The organism is Bacillus sp. HMF5848, from assembly GCF_003944835.1.
Classification (GTDB): domain Bacteria; phylum Bacillota; class Bacilli; order Bacillales; family HMF5848; genus HMF5848.
In genome coordinates, this window is the sequence record NZ_RWIV01000001.1 from 4,312,235 (window position 1) to 4,332,037 (window position 19,803).

Sequence of the window (19,803 nt, forward strand, 5' to 3'; positions counted from 1 at the left end):
AGAGTACTCTCCAAGTAACTCCGACAATTTAATACTTAAGTAAGGACAGGCTCTTCTTTTACTAAATGACAAGCTGCCTCGTGCCCTGATTCACTCGTACTTCTTAATTTTGGTACCTCCTCACGACACCTTGCTTCTACGTAAGGGCATCTCGTGTGGAACTTACAGCCTTGAGGTGGATTACTAGGACTCGGCACGTCGCCTTGTAACACAATTCTTTCTTTTGATCTAGCAAGCTCAGCTTCTGGTATTGCTGACAATAGCGCCTGTGTATAAGGATGTTGTGGGTTGTTATACACATCCTTATAGCTTCCGATTTCAACAATATTCCCCAAGTACATGACAGCTACTCGATCACTAATATGATGGACAACTCCAAGGTCATGAGCGATAAAAATGTAGGTCAAGCCATATTCCTTCTGTAAGTCTTCCATTAAATTCACAACCTGTGCCTGTATGGATACATCAAGTGCTGATACTGGTTCGTCACAAATAACAAGCTCAGGTTCAAGTGCTAAAGCACGTGCTATTCCTATACGCTGTCTTTGGCCACCACTAAATTCATGAGCGTAGCGATCCTTAAAATAATTCGGTAGTCCAACAACATCCAGCATTTCTGCTATTTTTTTGCGTATTTCAGTAGAGTGCATTCCAAATATTTTCATTGGTTCTGCTATAAGCTGTTCAATTGTCATCCGTGGATTTAAAGACGCATATGGATCCTGAAAAATAATTTGCATATCTTTACGCAGCATGCGCATTTGTTCATTAGTTAATGTAGTGATATTTGTACCTTTGAAGAATATGTTCCCGCTCGTGGGCTCAATTAGGCGAAGTAACGAGCGCCCTGTCGTTGATTTTCCGCAGCCACTCTCCCCAACTAAACCAAGAGTCTCTCCTTTTTGCACGGAGAAGCTAACACCATCAACGGCCTTAACATAGCCTGCGTTACGACCTATAATTCCTTTTTTTATTGGAAAGTATTTTTTTAAATCTGTTACTTGTAAAAGAGCTGTCATGATGTCGTCACCTCCGTTATCCCCTCATATAAAAAGCAGCTAACCGCGTGACTTTTATTCACTTCCTGTAGTGTCGGTGCTAGCTGATGACAAAGATCTGTCGCACGATTACAACGTGGAGCAAAGCTGCAACCAGTAGGCAGATTACGCATATCAGGAGGTAATCCTTCAATAGCTTGCAACCTACTCTTTTGTTCTTGCATCTTTGGAATAGAACGAAGTAAGCCCCACGTATACGGATGCTTTGCGTGCTGAAACAGCGATCGTTTATCTGTAAACTCAGCTGGCTTTCCCGCATACATGACCATCACTCGGTCACAAACGTCTGCTACTACACCAAGGTCATGCGTAATCATAATGACTGCCATCCCTAACTCAGCTTGAAGAGATTTTAATAGCTCTAGAATTTGCGCTTGGACAGTTACATCAAGAGCTGTCGTCGGCTCATCAGCTATGAGTAGCTTCGGTGAGCAAGCAAGTGCCATCGCAATCATTACTCTTTGTCTCATACCACCACTAAATTCATGAGGATAACTTTTTAATCTGTTTTTTGCATCAGGAATGTTGACTAACTCTAGCAGTTCAATAGCTCGATTCATAGCTGCCTTTTTTCCAATTCCTTTTTCATGAGTTAGTATTGTTTCTACAAGCTGCTTGCCTATTGTGAAAACTGGATTTAAGGATGTCATTGGATCCTGAAATACCATTGATATTTGATTTCCTCGTATTTGCCTCATTTCTCGTTCTGTTTTAGTTACTAGGTCTTCCCCTTCAAAGAGAATTTGACCACTGACTATTCTTCCAGGAGGCGAAGGGATTAGACGCATAATCGACATAGCCGTTATACTTTTACCCGAACCGGATTCACCTACAATACCAAGTGTTTCTCCTGATTTAATGTCAAAGCTAACACCATCTACGGCTTTAATGACACCTGCCTTTGTATGGAAATGTGTACGAAGCTGTTTTACTTGCAGTAACGGTTGGTCTTCCATGTTTTGTCCCCCCCTCACCAGGTTTTGTTTTTATATTATTTTAAATTTTACATAAATTTAGATTATTTTGTTATTTTTCTCTTTTTTCTCTAAAAAAATATGTAAGAGGGTAGACAGGTACTGCCACGTTTTCAAAAACTAAAAAGCGGATGAAGCAGAAACATTCTTTTTAAAAGTACGATAAGCCAACGATACTTGTTTAAATAAATGAAAAGGATGCATGAGAACCGTCCCCATGCTGCCAAAAGAAAAAGTCCCTTAGGAGGGACTTAGCTAATGATTTGTTGTTCTTTATCTTTATTGGTACTATCTTGTTCTTCAATTCTAGGAAAACGGACTGTGAATCTTGTGCCTTTCCCAACATTACTTTTTACATCTATTTTCCCTTTCATAGATTCGACAATACGATAGACAACCATCATGCCTAAGCCTGTTCCCTTCATTGTTTTCGTAGAAAAATAAGGCTCTCCTAATCTGGCGATTTGTTCATGGCTCATACCTATTCCATTATCTGACACCACAATAGAAATATGCTGAGGCTGAATTTCGACTTTTATTTCAACAGTTCCCCCATTAGGCATGGCTTCAACACTGTTTTTTACAATATTTAAAAAGCATTGCTGAAACTGCGCTATATCCCCTTTAATTCGAAACGGAAATAGCATGCTATCTATTTTCACACTGTTCATATTTGCCAATGGTTTTACAATATCAATCACCCGCAATAATTCCGTCTTAACATTTATTTCACTCACTTTAGAAGGTGCAGGTTTAGCAAATGTTAAATAATCACGAATAATTAATTCAGCCCGGTCCATCTCATCAAGTGCAATACGGAGAAATTCCTTTTTTTGCTTCGAGCGTTCTTCCTCGAATAATAATTGAATAAAGCCACGACTCGTTGTTAAAGGATTTCTTACTTCATGTGAGATACTTGCTGCTAAATGACTTACAGCCTCTAGTTTTTCAATTTGAATTAGACGTTTTTTGAGAGTGAAATTCTTCTGTATGACCTCAACAGTGGCAGCAATTATCCCGGTGCCAATTATTTGCACAAATAATATACCTAGCCATATATCAGGAGTATGGTACGGTAATTCAAAGAAGAAAAATATAATTCCAATTGTTGGGAATCCTACTAATGAGGCAAAAGTGATACTCGCTAATATTCTTTGATTACTAGAAAGTGATCGAAACTTTTTATAAAACAATGACACAACCAAAACAACTAATGAACAAATGGCTATTGTTGATACAATACCAAGCCCGCCAATAGCAATTCTAGCTATAATAATGATAATTAAAAGCCCGATAGCCACAGCTGGTCCACCATATAAACCTGCAAACCACAGAACAGTATGGCGAAAATCATAAATAAAATTATCACTTAACTGTAGCGGATATAACAGGCAGAGAATACATGCAAATGCAGCGGTGATAAAAATGATAACTTGCTGATCCCTAGTTGAGCGTTCTTTACTATCAAGCCAAATTTGCAACACAAGTATGCCTACTAATATGAATAACAAATTTAATGCTAACATCTGTATAACAAGCGTCATGTGGGGTCACCTATTTTCTTGAATTTTTCCTATTATTATCTTTTCGTCATTTAGTAACATTTCCCTTTTATATTTTAAAATAAACATTTCGAGTCTCGAAAATTATAATGGGCACTCCCTATATTAAAGGAAGTGCCCAATGTTAACAGACAGAGCTTATATTTTTCCAATGAGAGTTATGTCCCGTTTTATACCAGGTTGACCGGGCACCCAATTTGCAGGTAAACCTTCTCCTGTTCGTCTACCATATTGTATGCCCTGAATAAGTCTCAGAATTTCATATACGTTTCGGCCCACTTCAAGTGGATATACGAGTTTTGACACTATTATACCATTTGGATCGACAATAACGGTTGCTCGAAACGTGGCACCTGTTCCTTCATTCAGCACTCGATAAGCACGACTAATTTCATGCGTTCGATCACTTACAAGTGGAAATGGTAGATCAGCTACTGATGGTGACACCTCTGTAAAGACTTTATGAGCATATACACTATCTGTACTAATTCCAAGTACGTCGGTCTGCAGTGCTTGTAATTGCGGATATATAGCAGCGACCGCTGCTAATTCAGTTGGTCATACAAAGGTAAAGTCGCTTGAGTAAAAAAATAATACAAGCCAACGACCACGATAATCTTTCATTAAAACATTTTTTATCGTTTTCGTAACATTATCATAAGCTTCGGCAGTAAAAAGCGGTGCTTGATCAGTTGTTTGTGCACAAAAAGGATACGTGTCCATATAATCCCCCCACATATAGAGTCATTGCTATATATATGCAACTGATATATGTAGATGCTTGCCTATATGTAGGGACGATTACTGTGTTTATTTTTATTGTGTGATTGAGCTCTCTTTTAAAACATCCCAGTATTAAGCCATTGGCCTCCATCTAGTGTAATGCACTCACCATTTAAATAGGCCGCATCATCTGAAAGCATAAATCGCGCAAGCTTGCCGATTTCTTCAGGTGTTCCAAAACGTTGTAACGGAATTCCCTCATGCATATGTTGCAAATGCTTTTCAGACAACACCAGTCTTTCTGCTCCACCTGTTCGCTCAATCATACCAGGCGCAATAGCATTTACCGTAATACCATACTTTCGTCCCCATTCCACAGCAAGTGTACGCGTTAAGGATAATACACCTGCTTTTGCAGCTGCTGAGTGCACAACCCCAGCCCCTGCTCCCCATGCGTATGTTGCAACCATATTAATAATTTTTCCTTGAATCTTTTTTTCAATCCAATACTTACCAACTGTTTGACTGCAATAAAAGGTACCATTTAACACAATATCAATGACAGCACGCCAACCGTTGAATGACAAATCCTCTGCGGGGCAAATAAAATTACCGGCAGCATTATTCACCAAAGCATCAATACGACCAAAGACTTCATCCGCTTCTTGAACCATTCTATTAACATCATCGACGTTTCGCACGTCCATTGTGACACATAACACTTGGCCTGGTTGCTGTTCAATTTCTTTTTTTGCTTCCTCAAGTTTGTCTAATTGCCTGCCCGTTATGACAACATTCGCTCCCTCTTTAGCAAATTGCATTGCCATATATTTTCCCATTCCACTTGAACCGCCCGTCACAATCACTACTTTTCCTTCCACCAAACATCCCCCCTGAGTATTTAAAAATGAATAGTCATTCACTTTTATTTTAGACTATTCGGACAAATGTTCAACTATGAAAAGAAATTATCTAGATTTATTTTCTGACTTTTTTGAAGTTCATAACTTTATCACAGTTTTCTCACAATTCATCCACATACTTACATATACGGGTATATGTATAATAAAAGCGTAAACAAAATTTGAGAGGGAGGCGCGTTATATGAACGAAGAACAAGTTCCATCATTAGCAATTATTTTATTGTCCGAGGAAATAGAAAAGCTCCATGCTGGCGCATTAGTTGGTTCTGTAGCTTCAATGTCGGGTATGCAAGTAAATATTTTCGTTACAATGAATGCATTGAAAAATTTTTCCAAAGAGTTTTTTGCCGCAAAGGATTTTAAAGCTGGTACGGTCGGAAAAGAAATGCTCGCCAAAGAAATCCCCTTATTTGACCATTTATTAAGCGAGGGAAAAGATATGGGCGATCTTCACATATACGGCTGTGCAATGGCAATGGACGTTATGGGTTGGGAAAAGGACGATATGATTGATGTATTTGATGATATAATCGGCGTCACTGCCTTTCTTGGTATGGCACAAAACGCACAAGTCGTCACCATGTAATAAACAAGCATGTGTGTTCACATACAAATCAGTATGGACGTGATACTTTCACAGAAGTTGTCGAGCCTACTAATATGAAAATTAACTCCCACATAGAGCAAAAAAGTTTAGTACTGAAATAATGGCACTTAGAGTTTTATCAATATATTCCCAAAAAGTCTGGAGGGCGGTTGTACTTGTTGTACGTTCCGCCTTTAAAAATAAAGTCGGAGGGATTTAAATGAATATTGAGATTACAAAATCTGTTGATGCAAGAGGTTCTTACTGCCCTGGTCCTTTAATGGAATTAATTAAAGCCATTAAAAAGGCAGCTGTTGGTGATGTAATTGAAGTATTATCAAACGATAAAGGATCTGCTGTTGATATTCCAGAATGGATAAAAAAAATGAAGCATGAGCTCGTACACAATGAAAAAATTGATGATTATTGGAAGATTGCTGTTCGTAAAATGAAGTAAGGGGGCAGACACAATGCCAAAAAAGATTGTCATCCTTGGTGGCGGAACGGCAGGAACAATGGTGGCGAACAAGCTTGCTCGTCAACTGCAAGCTGAAATTAAAGAAAATAAAGTTGAAGTTACATTAATTTCAAACACTGAGAAACATATATATCAACCTGGATATTTGTTTATCACCATGAACATCCATGCTCCTGAGCACTTTATTAGAGATGAAAAAAAAGTAGTGCACCGACATGTGAAGCTTATTTTTGACGACATTGAAAAAATCGATAAAGCAAACCATCGCCTCGTGTCTATGGCCAATTCTTACGATTACGATCAGCTGGTAATAGCAACTGGTTCTCACCCGAATTTTGATAGCTTACCTGGTTTAAAAGAGGGAGCACATGATTTTTATACGCTTGAGGGAGCCATTAGACTCCGAGATGCATTAGCGACTTTCGAGGGTGGGCGCATTTTAATTACAATTGATGTTCCTCATAAATGTCCGGCTGCGCCGCTTGAAGTGAGCTTAATGCTTGATGATTACTTTAGAAAAAAATTAATACGTGACAAGGTAGAAATTAAATATACGTACCCGATTGGTAGAATCCACTCTTTACAGCCAGTGGCTGAGTGGGCTGAGCCCAATTTCGAAAAACGTAATATCCTAGCTGAAGTCTTTTTTAACTTAGAAGAGATTGATCCTGCTCGTAAAGTAGCTATTACGATGGATGGAGAAGAACATCCATATGATATATTAATCTCCATACCAGCGCATACAGGGGCTTCTGTTATACTCAACTCAGGGCTTGGTGATGAAGATGGTTTTATCCCTACAGACCGTTACACATTAAAAATGATTGGCTCAGATAACGTATATGTCATAGGAGATGCAACGAATTTACCAATTAGCAAAGCAGGTTCAACCGCTCATTATCAAGGTGACGTACTGGTTAAGAACCTCGTTGACCGTGTTCGTGGTTTACCTGAAACAGCTGTATATAACGGCAAAGTGGCATGCTTCTTAGAAAATAGTCTAGACGATGCAAGCTACATTACGTTTGACTACACTCATCCCCCTAAGCCAGCGAATACGTCAGAGCTTCTTCATTGGTTTAAATCAATATATAACGAAGTATACTGGCTCAATGTTCGCGGGATTATGTAGGAGGTGAAGCTAATGGAAGTGAGTAGCTTAGAACATACAACCACAATGGAATATGCTAAGGAGCTTATAGAGGTCGCCATTCAGTCTATGACAAAGGAAATGGTTGATGAGATTACAAAAAAAGCAATCGCATCCGTTGAGCTTATTGATGACATTGCTCAACCTGAAACAATCGAATTACTTAAGAAGCTCCCTGACGTAAGCGAAAGCTTATCTCGATCCCTAGATGAAATTAAAAAGCTTGAACAAACTGGCTCATTACAAACACTAATTGAAGTAGCAGAGATGATTGCTGCAGCTAAAGTATCCATGACAAGCACTATGGTATTGGACATAGTTGAAAAAGCCATTGCTGGTGTAGAACTAGCTGATGATTTAACCCAAAAAGGCGCTATTCCTTTAGCAACTAATATGATAGCTTCGTTTACAGAAGCAATGGATGAATATGAAGACAAACAACCACTGTCATTATTACAATTAGCTAAGTCTATGAAGGATCCGAATGTTCGCAAAGGGTTAAGCATCCTTGTTTCTTTTTTAAAAAGATTCGCTAACGGCTAAGTCCCTTTTCTTTGTATGATGCTACCTTTAAATCTATTTAGCTACCTTCCATAATTCACAGTCCCTGTTTAAAGTAGTAACATCAATGTTAAATGGGTAAGTTTTTGTGTTTATATGTAAAAAAAATTTATGCGCAAGCTCCTGAAATAGAGTCTGGACCTTAATTGGGAAGGGAAAGCCTCTCGAATTAACGTGATAGGCGACACATATCGTGTCGCCCCACACCTTACTTTTTAATAAACATTTGTGTCCAATGGTTTCCGCCCGTTTCATGACCGACACCAATGTGAGTAAAGTCCGCACTTAAGATGTTTTTGCGGTGACCTTCACTGTTCATCCAAGCGTTAACTACTTCCTCTGGTGTTCTTTGACCTTGTGCTATATTCTCTCCTGCGGATTTATATGTGATACCAAAATCACGCATCATATCAAATGGTGACCCGTATGTTGGACTTGTGTGTGAAAAGTACCCATTTTTCTGCATATCATTCGACTTTTCTCTTGCAACTTTACTTAATGCTGTATCTGCTTGAAGTTCAGGCAGCCCATTATTTTTACGCTGCACGTTACTTAAGCGAACTACTTCTCGTTCGAACTCACTTAAACCTTCTGCATTTTGTGTCGCTTCCTGCTTAGGTTGTTCAGCTGTTGGCTGTTGCTCCGTCTTTGCAGGTGGTGGTGCTGCTTGTTGATTCACATCAGGTTGTTGTTGTGGTGCCGGTGCTGGCGCCGCTTGCTGCTGTTCTGTTTGCTGCTGAGCTGGCTGTTGTTGTGCCGGCTCTTGTTGCTGAGCTGGTTGCTTTTCTCGTGCTGGTTCCTGTTTGGCAGGCTGTTGCTTAGCAGGCTGTTGCTCTGCAGCTTTTTGGTTTGGTTGTTGATGCTGAGTCTCCTCAGCTTGCTTCTTTTGTCTTTCTTGCATATATTGTTTCGTATTGTTTACCGGTGGTGGTGTTTGCTGTCCAGCAAGATAATTCCGGTAATTTTCTGATGCTTTTTGTAGCTTTTGTGCATACTGTTTATAATTCTTTTTTGCATCTTCTGCAGCTTGCTCATCAATTTTAAACTCATACTTAGCGTCTTGAATTCGTATCGCCTTCGTATGCGGATAGCTTTCACTCGTCATATCTGTGCTCAAGCTAGAAATATTATCGTTAACTTCATCTAATTCACGATTGTCGTCTACATTACATGCCGCAAGAGAAAAAACGAGCATAAAACCCATCATGATTTTAATAAACTTTGTCATTTCCTTCACCTCATTATTTAGTTTTTCGTTCATATTTTCTTTAAATAGGTGAAAAATATTTATGGGAAAGTGTAGAAAAAACAAACGGCAAACATAAAAAAGCGCAGAGCCACCAGACTCCACGTTTACTTACGCTTACTTATTTTCATTTTTAAATTTCCTTTTACACGCAAAGAAACAAGTGGTTCCGGAGTTATATGTTCCCTTGAACCATATAGCTGTAATGAAGCACGCTGACCAACAACAGCCATAATTAACACAGCTTCCATTAAAGCAAATTGACTACCTATACAGCCTCTTGACCCAGCTCCAAACGGCACATAAGAGTATGTTGGGACCTCGGCCATTCCCTCCTGCTTATTAAAGCGGTCAGGCCAAAACATCTCAGCCTCTTTGAAAAACAAAGGGCTACGATGAAGAACGTAGGGACTGATTAAAAAAGCTGCTCCTTTTTTAAACGTGTGCCCACTAATATCAACATCCTCTTTTGCTTCGCGCAAAATCATCCAAGCAGGTGGATATAACCGTAGCGTTTCTTGAAAAATTTGTTTCGTGTAAGGTAAGGATTTGACTGAATCAAATGATAACTGTTGCTTCTGAAGCACTGTGTCAAGCTCGGCATGAAACTTTCCTTCTACATCTTGATTCTGACTGAGGGCAAACCATACCCAAGATAGAGCATTCGCTGTTGTCTCATGTCCTGCGATAACCATTGTCAAAACTTGATCACGGACAATATCACGTGACATGGATGTACCATCCTCATATTTTGCAGATATAAGTAAATCGAGTAACGAGCCTTCCTCTTTTGGTGCTTCAACGATTAGTTTTTCTGCTAAGTCGTCGAGAATCTGTACCGCTTGTTTATACTTCTTTTTACTGCCGAGTATAGGAAAAGGCGATAAAAGTGATTGTGCCGTACGCTCAATAATTTCCTCGACAGCACTTGTTACAGTATGCGTATGCTCTATATCGTAATTAAACAACGTTTTTAAAACAATTCGAAGCGTTAACGCCATCATATCTTGGTCTATCGAACGAATATCACCGTCGTCCCAATTTTGTACCATTTCTTTTGTGTATGCAATTACATCAGATGCGTATGTATGAAGTTGTTTTTTATGAAAGGCAGGTTGAATAAGCTTACGTTGTTTTTGGTGCTCCGCTCCTTCCGCGGTTAACAATCCATTACCGAGTGTTTTCCGCATCACTTTTGCACCATTTCCTTTTGAAAAACTCGCATCCTTTGTTGTAAGTATTTCTTTTACAGCATCTGGAGAGTGAACCACATAGGAGGGCAAATATAACTTAACAAAGTCAGCTCCATAGCTTGCTGTGTTCAATAAAAAATCTAGAGGATTTTTCCGAAACTTTATATAGCTAATTGGCTGAAAGCCTGGCATTGTAATAACTTTTGCCATTTGCATCACCTTAATCCTACTTTTTCTGTAGTATAAACAAGTGAATTGAGCAAATCAAGATTCTATATGTTTAACTTAAATGTGGACATAGCATGCTGCTGCACGGTTATTTCTACCGGCAGTAGCCCTATCAGCTCTCCGTCTGCTATTACATTTGTAGTAACATCGGACTGTATGGTGATGTGTCTGCCTTTCATATAGCTAACGTACGGTAAAAAAATATGCCATCCTCGTAAAACAGTTGGTAAAATCACAAATAGTAATAGCATGCGGTTCTTCCCATGAACGATACAAACATCAAGTAATCCATCTGAAGGATTCGCATGTGGACACATTTTTAACCCCCCGCCATAAAATGGCGTGTTTGCAGTAGCTACGAGCCACACGTTGTTATACTCATATTTTCGCCCATCTACAAAGATATGCATCGTGGTCGGGTTGTATGTTCGAATGGCATAAAAGACACCGATTATGTAAGTAAAAAAACCTACATACCATTTATTAAATTTCTCCTTTAGTTTTCGATCTCTTATTAGTTTTGTTATTTCAGCGTCGAACCCCACTCCGACAATTGTTGCACATAGTGAATCATCATTTACCTTTACCACATCGAGTTTACAATCATTTAGCTTGTTGACTGTTTTGATGAAATCATTCCCTGTCCCCGCAGGTACGATCGCAAAAGGGATTGATTGTTCAACTAAAGGTTTAAGCAAGCCATGTAATGTACCATCTCCACCAAAAATGATAACTGCTGTAATATGTCTTCTTTGCTCAATAATACCTCGAACACAATCCTCTAATGATGTTGACACGATAGTTTTATAGATAAGCTGCTTTCTCTGCAATTTCTTTTCGAAGCGCTTCCACTTTTTCATCGCCTTCCCGTTTCCTGCCTGTTGATTAATCACACATACATACAACCATGACACCCCTTAAACATATTTTTATATTATTATATGAAATTGAAAAGCTTCCAAGAAGTAAAAGCATATACATTTGAAAGCGCAAGTGCCTTACTCGGCTGCGAACAGCTTAAGACGTATTACGAAAAGGAAGAGCCTTCTCTCCGGAGGGGGGACGGCTTAAGAACTCGATGGCTAGGCGCTAGAGCTAGACACTAATCTAGGTTAATGGACATATAATTTCTTGAACACGAAAAAAGAAGCTTATTCTAGCTAAGCTTCTCCTTTGGCAGACTGAGAACCGTCCCCATGCATCCTTGGCAGGAGTTTTTGATAAATTGGTTGTAGAAACCTGTCATCAATCAAAATGATAGTACCTTTATCCGTTTCCGTTCTTATGAGCCTTCCGCTCGCTTGCAGTACTTTATTCATGCCTGGAAATACATACGAGTAATAGTATCCATTTTTCCCTTGCTTATTGAAATAGTCCCGTATGTGATTACGTTCTACACTTAGCTGCGGTAGACCAACACCAATCACAATTACTCCTGTCAGTCTATTTCCCACTAAGTCCACACCTTCCGAAAACACACCACCTAGCACAGCAAATCCAACAATAGAGTTTGCAGCATTAGCTTGAAAGCTATTTAAAAACTCATCTCTTTTTAGGTCTGACATACTCGATTCCTGCACTAACCATTGAACCTGCTGTAAATCACTTGCTACACACTCTTCGTAAACCATTTGCAAATATTGATACGACGGAAAGAAAATTAAAAAATTGCCAGGTCGCCTAGAAATAGTCTCGACAATAATAGACACAACAGCATCCTTTGTTCTCTCACGATCATTTAAGCGAGTTGAAATAGGACATATTTGAATGTCTAACTGCTCCTTTGAAAAAGGTGATGGTAGGTCCAGTGTGTATTTGTCTAGCGTGTCTCCTGCTAGCATATCTTGATAATACGATAGCGGCACAAGTGTTGCTGAAAAAAAGACTGCGGTTCGGTAGCCTTTTGACATTTGTGGTAATACGTGCGATGGATCAAGGCAAAAGAGCCGCACATGCACTTCACTTTTATAATAATCAACAAAAAGTATAAATCGTTCATCATACAAAGTAGCTATTCGCAAAAAGTTTTGAACAGTAAAATACGTTTCTAACAATAATTCATCGTCTACTGCAAGCAACTCTATTTCCGCGGCAGCGACAAATGCATTTAATTTTTCTAGTAATACTTCTGGAATCTCTTCTAACGTACTTTTCCGCTGTTTTTTTAACGTTAATAATTCATCATTTATCGCTTTAGCTGCAATTTTCAATGAACCCGTCATTTCTCTTTTTAACTGTAAAAATGGGGACTTTAATAAACTAGCTGAAAACATCTCACGACCGCGATCTACAAGATTATGAGCTTCATCAACTAATAGCACAGATTTGTTCTTTTGCTCCTGTAACAGCCTTTTTAATGAAACTCGCGGATCAAATATATAGTTATAATCGCATATGACTATATCTGAGCTGTAAGCTAGGTCGAGTGAAAACTCAAAGGGACACACTTCATGCTTTCGAGCATACCGTTCAATCACGTTACGTGTCATAAGCGTTTCATGCTGCAATATGTCGAGAACTGCTTCATTAATACGATCATAATACCCATCAGCAAACGGACAAGCTTCTTTATGACAAACTGTTTTATCTTGAAAACAAATCTTATCCTTTGCTGTTAAAGTAACTGTATGAATATGTAACCCCTTTGACTCCATGTGTCGTAGAGCATCCTCGGCAGCGTGTCGAGTTGTTGTTTTTGCCGTTGTATAAAAAATACGGGTCGCTTTGATTTCACCAATCGCTTTGATTGCCGGAAACATAGTTGAAATCGTTTTTCCTATCCCTGTTGGTGCTTTAACAAACAACGTTTTTCCCTCAGCGATAGCTGTATAAACGGCTCCCGCTAGCTGCCGCTGTCCTCTTCGATAGTGTTGAAAGGGAAACTCAAGTTTTTGACATGACTGCAGTAGCTTTTGCTGATGCGATAATACAGCTTTTGCATAAGAAGAATATGATTCTAAAAGATCCTTTATAAACACTTCTAAATCCGTGCGGGTTGCTTGTCGCGTAAAGCTTTTCTGCTCTTTCGTATCAACATGTACATATGTGAGCTGAATTTGAAGCTTTTCTATATCATGGTCACACATGTACATGTACGCATAACATTTAGCCTGTGCCCAATGAACAGGCTTTGTGTTTATATCAATAGAGCTAAGAGGTGTGGCAGTCGATTTGATTTCTTCGATTGTGACTTCACCATCAATTAATCTAAGACCATCACATCTTCCATCTACTGTATACAAAACATCATCAAGCTCAAGTTGCGTCTTCAAATACACTTCTTTTTCGTCATTCGGACCGTATGTTTGTTGAATCATTTTATGTATGTCCGTTCCTTGCTGAAGTGTGCTGGACGAACGAAAGCGAGAGTCTATACTCCCGCTTCTAAATACATATTCAACTAGCGAACGGACAGAAATTTGAGTCGCTTGTTGCATGTTAATCACCTATTTATTAAGAGTGTGAAGGTGCTGGCTTTGTTGTTGCTTGATCTTTTTTCACTTCTACTCGGGCATTACCCATCAGCAATACTGTCACGAGTGCTATTGCGATTGGAATGAGGGCTAATTTGTACATAAATGTAATAGACTGCGACATTGCCATTACAATATTATCTAGCACAAAATCAGGGATGTTTGCCCTTTGAGCTGGTTCAAAAATGTCGCGTGGGTCACCAAAACTCCCCATTTGTTGCCCACTAAATGATTCTGTTAGTTTATTAGAAAATACCTTCGTTTGAATCGCACCAAATATAGTAATACCAAGTGTCATTCCTAAAGAACGTGAAAAGGAATTCGTTGAGTTAGCAGAGCCACGATGGCGCATGTCTATTTCATGAACGGATGCAATTGGTAAAAGGGAGAAAGAAAACCCTACGCCAAAGCCTGCTAATACCATATAAACAGTTACAAGAAAACGAGCTGTATCGGGTGTTAAAGTAGTTAGGAAGCCCATTCCTGTTGCAAACGAAATGATAGAGATAATCATTAGTGAGCGATATGAGGTTTTCGCTTGGAATACACCACCAATACCACTACCCGCAACTGAGCCTAGCATCATCGGTGTTAATATAAGCCCCGCGTTTGTAGCAGAACCGCCATATACAGCTTGTACAAATATAGGGATGAAGACGGTTAAAATAACAAATGTTGAGCCATATAGAAATGCTAAAATTTGTGCCGTAGCGAAAATCCGTCTCTTAAACATCCAGAATGAAATAATTGGCTCTTGTGCTCTCGTCTCAATAAAAAGAAAACTAAGTAGAAAGATAACAAACGTTATAAAGAGAGCTATTATTTGTATTGATGACCAAGCATATTCCTTCCCACCAAGCTCTAATGCAAACATCAAGCTTACAACTGCCACAACAAGTGTGATAGCGCCTCCCCAATCAATGCGTTGTGTAGAGCGCTCACTTACTTCATGATAATAGCGGACAATTAAAAACAACGAAACAATACCGATTGGCACATTTACGTAAAATACCCAATGCCAGTTTATATATTCTGTAATATAGGCACCTAATAATGGACCAAATACACTCGCAATACCAAAAACAGCCCCAAGCAACCCGGTCATCTTCCCACGCTTTTCAGGCGGAAAAATATCGAACACTATCGTGAAGGCAATCGGCATTAAAGCTCCGCCACCAATCCCTTGAATGGCACGATAGATCGACAGTTGTTCAATACTTTGAGCAATTCCGCATAAGGCTGATCCGAGTAAGAATATCAGTAAGCCAAATATAAAAAAACGTTTGCGTCCATACATATCTGACAGCTTTCCAAATATAGGCATCCCAGCCATAACAGCAACCATGTAGGCCGACGTAACCCATACGAATTTATCAAGACCACCTAAATCTCCGACAATTGTCCCCATCGCCGTTGCAACAATCGTGTTGTCCATTGCAGACATTAATATTGCTAACAATAAACCTGCAACTACTAATTTTCCGTGTTGTTGTTCACTCGCCATATTACTACCCCTTTAGTTTAGTTTGATATAAGTTAGCAGCACTTTTAATACTACTTCATCTATTTTTCCTATTAATGATACTTTCCATTATATGCTTTTTATCATAAATGTAAATTTTCACACGCTTGTTTCTTGAAATTGATTTTCGAAAAGATACATGGTCGTTCCGTGAGTGTATGTGCTTTGGCTTGCATAAGCGGTTGCGTGTCTAGGAATGTTTTGTATGTCAGGGTTGCGCGGTTGCGTGGTTTAAACGCAGGAATCGTGTGTGAGAAATGCACGGTTGCATGTCGAGATTGCATGGTCCCGTGTCGAAAATGCACGGTCACGAGAATTGGCCGGGACCAAACGCCAGAAATGCACGGTTGCATGTCGAAATTGCACGGTCGCGTGTCGAGATTGCACGTTCGCGTGTCGAAAATGCATGTTCACGAGAATTGGCCGGGACCAAACGCCAGAAATGCAGGTTGCATGTCGAAATTGCACGGTCACGTGTCGAGATTGCATGGTCACGTGTCGAGATTGCACGTTCAAAAAAAGTGCAACATGGGTTTTGGCGCGTTTTCGACAAAGTTTGGCTCGATGTCGACATAATTGCGGGCGTTTTCGGCATATAACCGCTCATTTTCGACAAAATTACGCACATTACCGATACCAGAGCTCACAAAATGCTAAATGAAGAATACAAGGCTATACAAAAAGCCCCCAAAAAAACAGTATTCCTAAAATTTCTTCTTCACAAATCATCGGAATTATATTAGTATAGATAACATACCAAAACTAACTATTCAGAAAATTATTAAATATCAAACAAAAGATCAAATAAAAAGATCAAATAAAACTATCAAACAAAAAGGAGACACACACATGACATACATCATAGACACAATCAATACTTTTTTATGGTCTAAGCTCCTCATCATCTCTTTAATAGGAATAGGTATATACTTTACAGTAGCCTCAAGGTTTGTACAGTTTCGTTTTATTAAAGAAATGGGACGAGTACTATTCGAAAAAGGCGATACAGACACGCATGGAATCTCCTCGTTTAAATCTTTTTGCATAGGTGCTGCTACGCGAATCGGGACAGGAAACCTTGCTGGAGTGGCAGTAGCTGTAACACTTGGGGGACCAGGCGCTGTGTTCTGGATGTGGCTCGTTGCTCTTCTCGGTGGTGCTACTAGCTTCGTAGAAAGCACTCTCGCACAAGTATATAAAATTCGCGATGGACAAACCTTTCGTGGTGGACCTGCATACTATATTGAAAAAGGTTTAAAGCAAAGATGGCTTGGTATCGTATTTGCGCTTTTAATTGCAGTGACATTCGGATTAATTTTCAACTCTGTACAAAGCAATACGATATCCATTGCTTTTGAGAATGCCTTTGGTGTGAATCGCTTAATCTCTGGTGTGCTTATAACAATTTTAACAGGAGCCGTTATTTTCGGTGGTGTAGATCGCATTGCTAAACTATCTAGTGTAATCGTACCTGTTATGGCTGTTATGTACTTTGTTATCGCAGCATTTGTAATTGCTATGAATATAAGTGAAATGCCTGCTGTATTCATGCTAATCGTGAAAAGCGCCTTTGGACTTGAGCAAGCTATTGGTGGAGGAATTGGTGCGGCTATTATGAATGGTGTGAAACGCGGATTATTCTCAAATGAAGCTGGTATGGGTAGCGCTCCTAATGCGGCAGCTACTGCATCTGTGTCTCATCCAGCTAAACAAGGCTTTATCCAAACACTAGGTGTCTTCGTTGATACCATCGTTATTTGCTCAGCTACAGCGTTTATTATTTTACTAGCACCTGTCTATCAAACTGGTGAGGTATCAGGTATTGCATTACTACAGAACTCACTGTCTACTCATGTAGGTGGATGGGCAAGTACCTTTATTGCAATTTCCATCTTACTGTTTGCCTTTAGTTCGATTATTGGCAGCTACTACTACGGTGAAACTAATATTGAATTTATTAAAAAGGATAAAAATTGGCTTACGATATATCGTGTCTTAACACTGACTATTGTTTTGATTGGTTCTGTGATTGGCCTGGATTTAGTTTGGAGTATTGCTGATATTTTTATGGGCATGATGGCACTTATTAATCTTGTAGCTATCGCTTTATTAAGTAAAGTAGCTTTAAAAGTGTTACGAGATTATCAACAACAACGTGCTGCCGGACTTAATCCAACTTTTAATGCCACAGCAGTAGGCATTGAAAATACAGAATGCTGGGATATGGATGAGGAGCTTCAAGAACAAGATAGAATCGCTGTTTAGGCTAACTAACAGAGTGCTGCATGGCAGTGCTCTGTTTTTTCATGATGCATCTTTTTAAGGAACTGGTAAACAAGCTTACTACACAAAAAGAGCGCGGGACTCATTATGACCCGCACTCTCAAACTCATATTCTATGCTTTAGGAAACTCTGCCAATATAGCTTCAATCTGTTGTAATTCATCAGCTGTAAAACCTAAGTTTTCAACTGTTTTCACGTTTTCTTCTATTTGAGACACACGGCTTGCTCCTATAAGAGCTGATGTTACACGTTCATCACGTAACACCCATGCTAATGCTAGCTGTGCTAACGATTGACCTCGGTTTGCCGCTACATCATTTAGTTGGCGCAGGACAGCTACTTTTTTCTCATTAATTGCTTTGGTTTCTAAAAATACACTTTCACTGGCTGCACGAGAATCAGCAGGAATACCGTCTAAGTAACGCCCCGATAATAATCCTTGCGCTAGTGGAGAGAACACGATTGTGCCAATACCATGTTCACCTGTTACATCTAATAACCCATCGTCTTCAATCCAACGATTTAACATGGAGTAGGAAGGTTGATGCAACACAGTTGGCGTTCTTAATTCGCGAAGAACCTTTAGGGCAGCCTCTGTTTGCTCAGCATTGTAATTCGAAATTCCTACATACAACGCTTTTCCTTGGCGTACGGCTGAATCAAGTGCTACCATCGTTTCTTCAATATCCGTATCTGGATCTGGTCTGTGCGAATAAAATATATCCACATAATCTAGACCTAGACGTCCTAAGCTTTGGTCAAGGCTTGCAAGTAAGTACTTACGGGACCCTAAGTCACCGTATGGTCCTTCCCACATATAATAGCCAGCCTTCGTAGAGATAATAAGCTCATCACGGTAGCTTTGTAAATTTTCCTTCACTATTTTTCCAAACGTTTCTTCAGCAGATCCTGCAGGAGGTCCGTAATTGTTTGCCAAATCAAAGTGAGTTATTCCTAAATCGAATGAACGAAGTACCATCTCTTTAGCCGTATCATATGGCGTTTTTGTGCCAAAGTTGTGCCATAATCCTAACGAGATAGCAGGAAGCTTTAACCCTTTGCGGCCACAGCGATTATAAACCATGTTTTCATAACGTGTATTGCTAGCTTGGTAAGTCATTATTATATCCTCCTATTTGGAATGAAAATCCTGTGCACTTATCCATTGGCCATTAGGCCCATCATTATCATAAAGTGCTAATTCAATAGCACCTGGCAACACCGATTCTACCTCGTGCCAAGCATGCGGTCCGCCTAAATCTGTTTTTAGCCAGCCTGGATCCAAGGCATTTACAAGCACTCCTGATCCGTTTAACGCTGCTGCTAAATCTTCCGTAAACTTGTCCACCATTGCTTTTGAAGTACCGTACGGGGACAGATTCGGTTCGTTTTTTATACCTGAAGACAAGTTGATGATACGACCATACCCACGCTCCTGCATCATTGGTGCGAATGCCTGACATAAGCGAACGAGAGGATAAAAGTTATTTTCAAACTCATGTTCAAAATCTTCTTTCGTGAATTCCCATATCGGTTTTTGTTTCCCCTGAATTGCAGCATTATTATATAAAATATCAAGCTTGCCATATGTACTCGTAATATAGCTAACTATATCTTTAATGACTTGTTCTTGTGTCAAATCACCTTCTACCACGTCCACTTTGACACCATATTCGGTTAATAATTCTTTTGTTTTATTAGTATTTTCCTTTTTGCGCCCATGAATAATGACGTCACAGCCTTCTCGCGCTAGGCCAATCGCAATTTGCTGCCCTATTCCACGACTTGATCCTGTGACTAATGCTATTTTTCCTTCTAAACGTTTCAATGACATACTCTCCT

General features: G+C 39.5%; 17 protein-coding genes. 5 read left to right on the plus strand and 12 right to left on the minus strand.

Going from position 1 to position 19,803, the window contains the following annotated elements; all coding sequences use genetic code 11:
• Positions 1-35 precede the first annotated feature (35 nt).
• From EJF36_RS20275 to fadH, 5 genes are all read right to left on the minus strand, one after another.
• Complete coding sequence (locus EJF36_RS20275; RefSeq protein ID WP_312028289.1) at positions 36-1,022, minus strand: ABC transporter ATP-binding protein; 987 nt, start codon at positions 1,020-1,022, stop codon at positions 36-38.
• A complete protein-coding gene (locus EJF36_RS20280; protein WP_125908042.1) occupies positions 1,016-2,014 on the minus strand; it encodes an ABC transporter ATP-binding protein in 999 nt (332 codons plus the stop codon). The genes EJF36_RS20275 and EJF36_RS20280 overlap by 7 nt, the downstream gene beginning before the upstream one ends.
• A gap of 269 nt (positions 2,015-2,283) precedes the next feature.
• Positions 2,284-3,576 carry an ATP-binding protein gene (locus EJF36_RS20285; protein ID WP_125908043.1) on the minus strand — a complete coding sequence of 431 codons (1,293 nt, stop codon included), beginning with the start codon at positions 3,574-3,576 and terminating at the stop codon, positions 2,284-2,286.
• Positions 3,577-3,732: 156 nt separating this feature from the next.
• The gene (locus EJF36_RS20290; RefSeq protein WP_260471957.1) at positions 3,733-4,332 is read right to left on the minus strand and encodes a peroxiredoxin; all 600 of its coding nucleotides are present in this window, start codon (positions 4,330-4,332) and stop codon (positions 3,733-3,735) included.
• Between the two features lie 101 nt (positions 4,333-4,433).
• Positions 4,434-5,198: a 2,4-dienoyl-CoA reductase gene (gene fadH, locus EJF36_RS20300; protein ID WP_125908046.1), complete on the minus strand. Its 765-nt coding sequence runs from the start codon at positions 5,196-5,198 to the stop codon at positions 4,434-4,436.
• A 223-nt stretch (positions 5,199-5,421) separates the two neighbouring features.
• Here fadH and EJF36_RS20305 point away from each other — a divergent pair, with 223 nt between their 5' ends.
• From EJF36_RS20305 to EJF36_RS20320, 4 genes are all read left to right on the plus strand, one after another.
• Positions 5,422-5,826, plus strand: coding sequence for a DsrE/DsrF/DrsH-like family protein (locus EJF36_RS20305; RefSeq protein WP_125908047.1), 405 nt, complete (start codon positions 5,422-5,424; stop codon positions 5,824-5,826).
• A 220-nt stretch (positions 5,827-6,046) separates the two neighbouring features.
• The gene (locus tag EJF36_RS20310) at positions 6,047-6,283 is read left to right on the plus strand and encodes a sulfurtransferase TusA family protein (protein ID WP_125908048.1); all 237 of its coding nucleotides are present in this window, start codon (positions 6,047-6,049) and stop codon (positions 6,281-6,283) included.
• A gap of 13 nt (positions 6,284-6,296) precedes the next feature.
• Positions 6,297-7,436: an NAD(P)/FAD-dependent oxidoreductase gene (locus tag EJF36_RS20315; protein WP_125908049.1), complete on the plus strand. Its 1,140-nt coding sequence runs from the start codon at positions 6,297-6,299 to the stop codon at positions 7,434-7,436.
• Positions 7,437-7,448: 12 nt separating this feature from the next.
• Complete coding sequence (locus EJF36_RS20320) at positions 7,449-7,997, plus strand: helical membrane plugin domain-containing protein (RefSeq protein WP_125908050.1); 549 nt, start codon at positions 7,449-7,451, stop codon at positions 7,995-7,997.
• 226 nt (positions 7,998-8,223) lie between these two features.
• Here the strand turns inward: EJF36_RS20320 and EJF36_RS20325 are convergent, their stop codons facing one another.
• The 5 genes from EJF36_RS20325 to EJF36_RS20345 all read right to left on the minus strand — a co-directional run bounded on the left by EJF36_RS20325 (position 8,224) and on the right by EJF36_RS20345 (position 15,659).
• On the minus strand, positions 8,224-9,243 hold the full coding sequence (locus EJF36_RS20325) for a CAP domain-containing protein (RefSeq protein WP_260471958.1): 1,020 nt from the start codon (positions 9,241-9,243) through the stop codon (positions 8,224-8,226).
• 125 nt (positions 9,244-9,368) lie between these two features.
• Positions 9,369-10,664 carry a cytochrome P450 gene (locus EJF36_RS20330; protein ID WP_185806988.1) on the minus strand — a complete coding sequence of 432 codons (1,296 nt, stop codon included), beginning with the start codon at positions 10,662-10,664 and terminating at the stop codon, positions 9,369-9,371.
• A 62-nt stretch (positions 10,665-10,726) separates the two neighbouring features.
• On the minus strand, positions 10,727-11,575 hold the full coding sequence (locus EJF36_RS20335) for a diacylglycerol/lipid kinase family protein (protein ID WP_125908052.1): 849 nt from the start codon (positions 11,573-11,575) through the stop codon (positions 10,727-10,729).
• 267 nt (positions 11,576-11,842) lie between these two features.
• Positions 11,843-14,119, minus strand: a complete 2,277-nt coding sequence (locus EJF36_RS20340; protein WP_260471959.1) for an ATP-dependent DNA helicase — start codon at positions 14,117-14,119, stop codon at positions 11,843-11,845.
• A 16-nt stretch (positions 14,120-14,135) separates the two neighbouring features.
• Positions 14,136-15,659 carry an MDR family MFS transporter gene (locus tag EJF36_RS20345; protein WP_125908053.1) on the minus strand — a complete coding sequence of 508 codons (1,524 nt, stop codon included), beginning with the start codon at positions 15,657-15,659 and terminating at the stop codon, positions 14,136-14,138.
• Between the two features lie 867 nt (positions 15,660-16,526).
• Here EJF36_RS20345 and EJF36_RS20350 point away from each other — a divergent pair.
• Positions 16,527-17,942 (plus strand): alanine/glycine:cation symporter family protein, encoded by a 1,416-nt coding sequence (locus EJF36_RS20350; protein ID WP_125908054.1) that lies wholly within the window; start codon positions 16,527-16,529, stop codon positions 17,940-17,942.
• 131 nt (positions 17,943-18,073) lie between these two features.
• On the opposite strand, the gene mgrA is transcribed toward EJF36_RS20350, so the two are convergent.
• Positions 18,074-19,081, minus strand: a complete 1,008-nt coding sequence (gene mgrA / locus EJF36_RS20355; RefSeq protein ID WP_125908055.1) for an L-glyceraldehyde 3-phosphate reductase — start codon at positions 19,079-19,081, stop codon at positions 18,074-18,076.
• A 12-nt stretch (positions 19,082-19,093) separates the two neighbouring features.
• Positions 19,094-19,789, minus strand: a complete 696-nt coding sequence (locus EJF36_RS20360; protein ID WP_221760726.1) for an SDR family NAD(P)-dependent oxidoreductase — start codon at positions 19,787-19,789, stop codon at positions 19,094-19,096.
• Positions 19,790-19,803 lie beyond the last annotated feature (14 nt).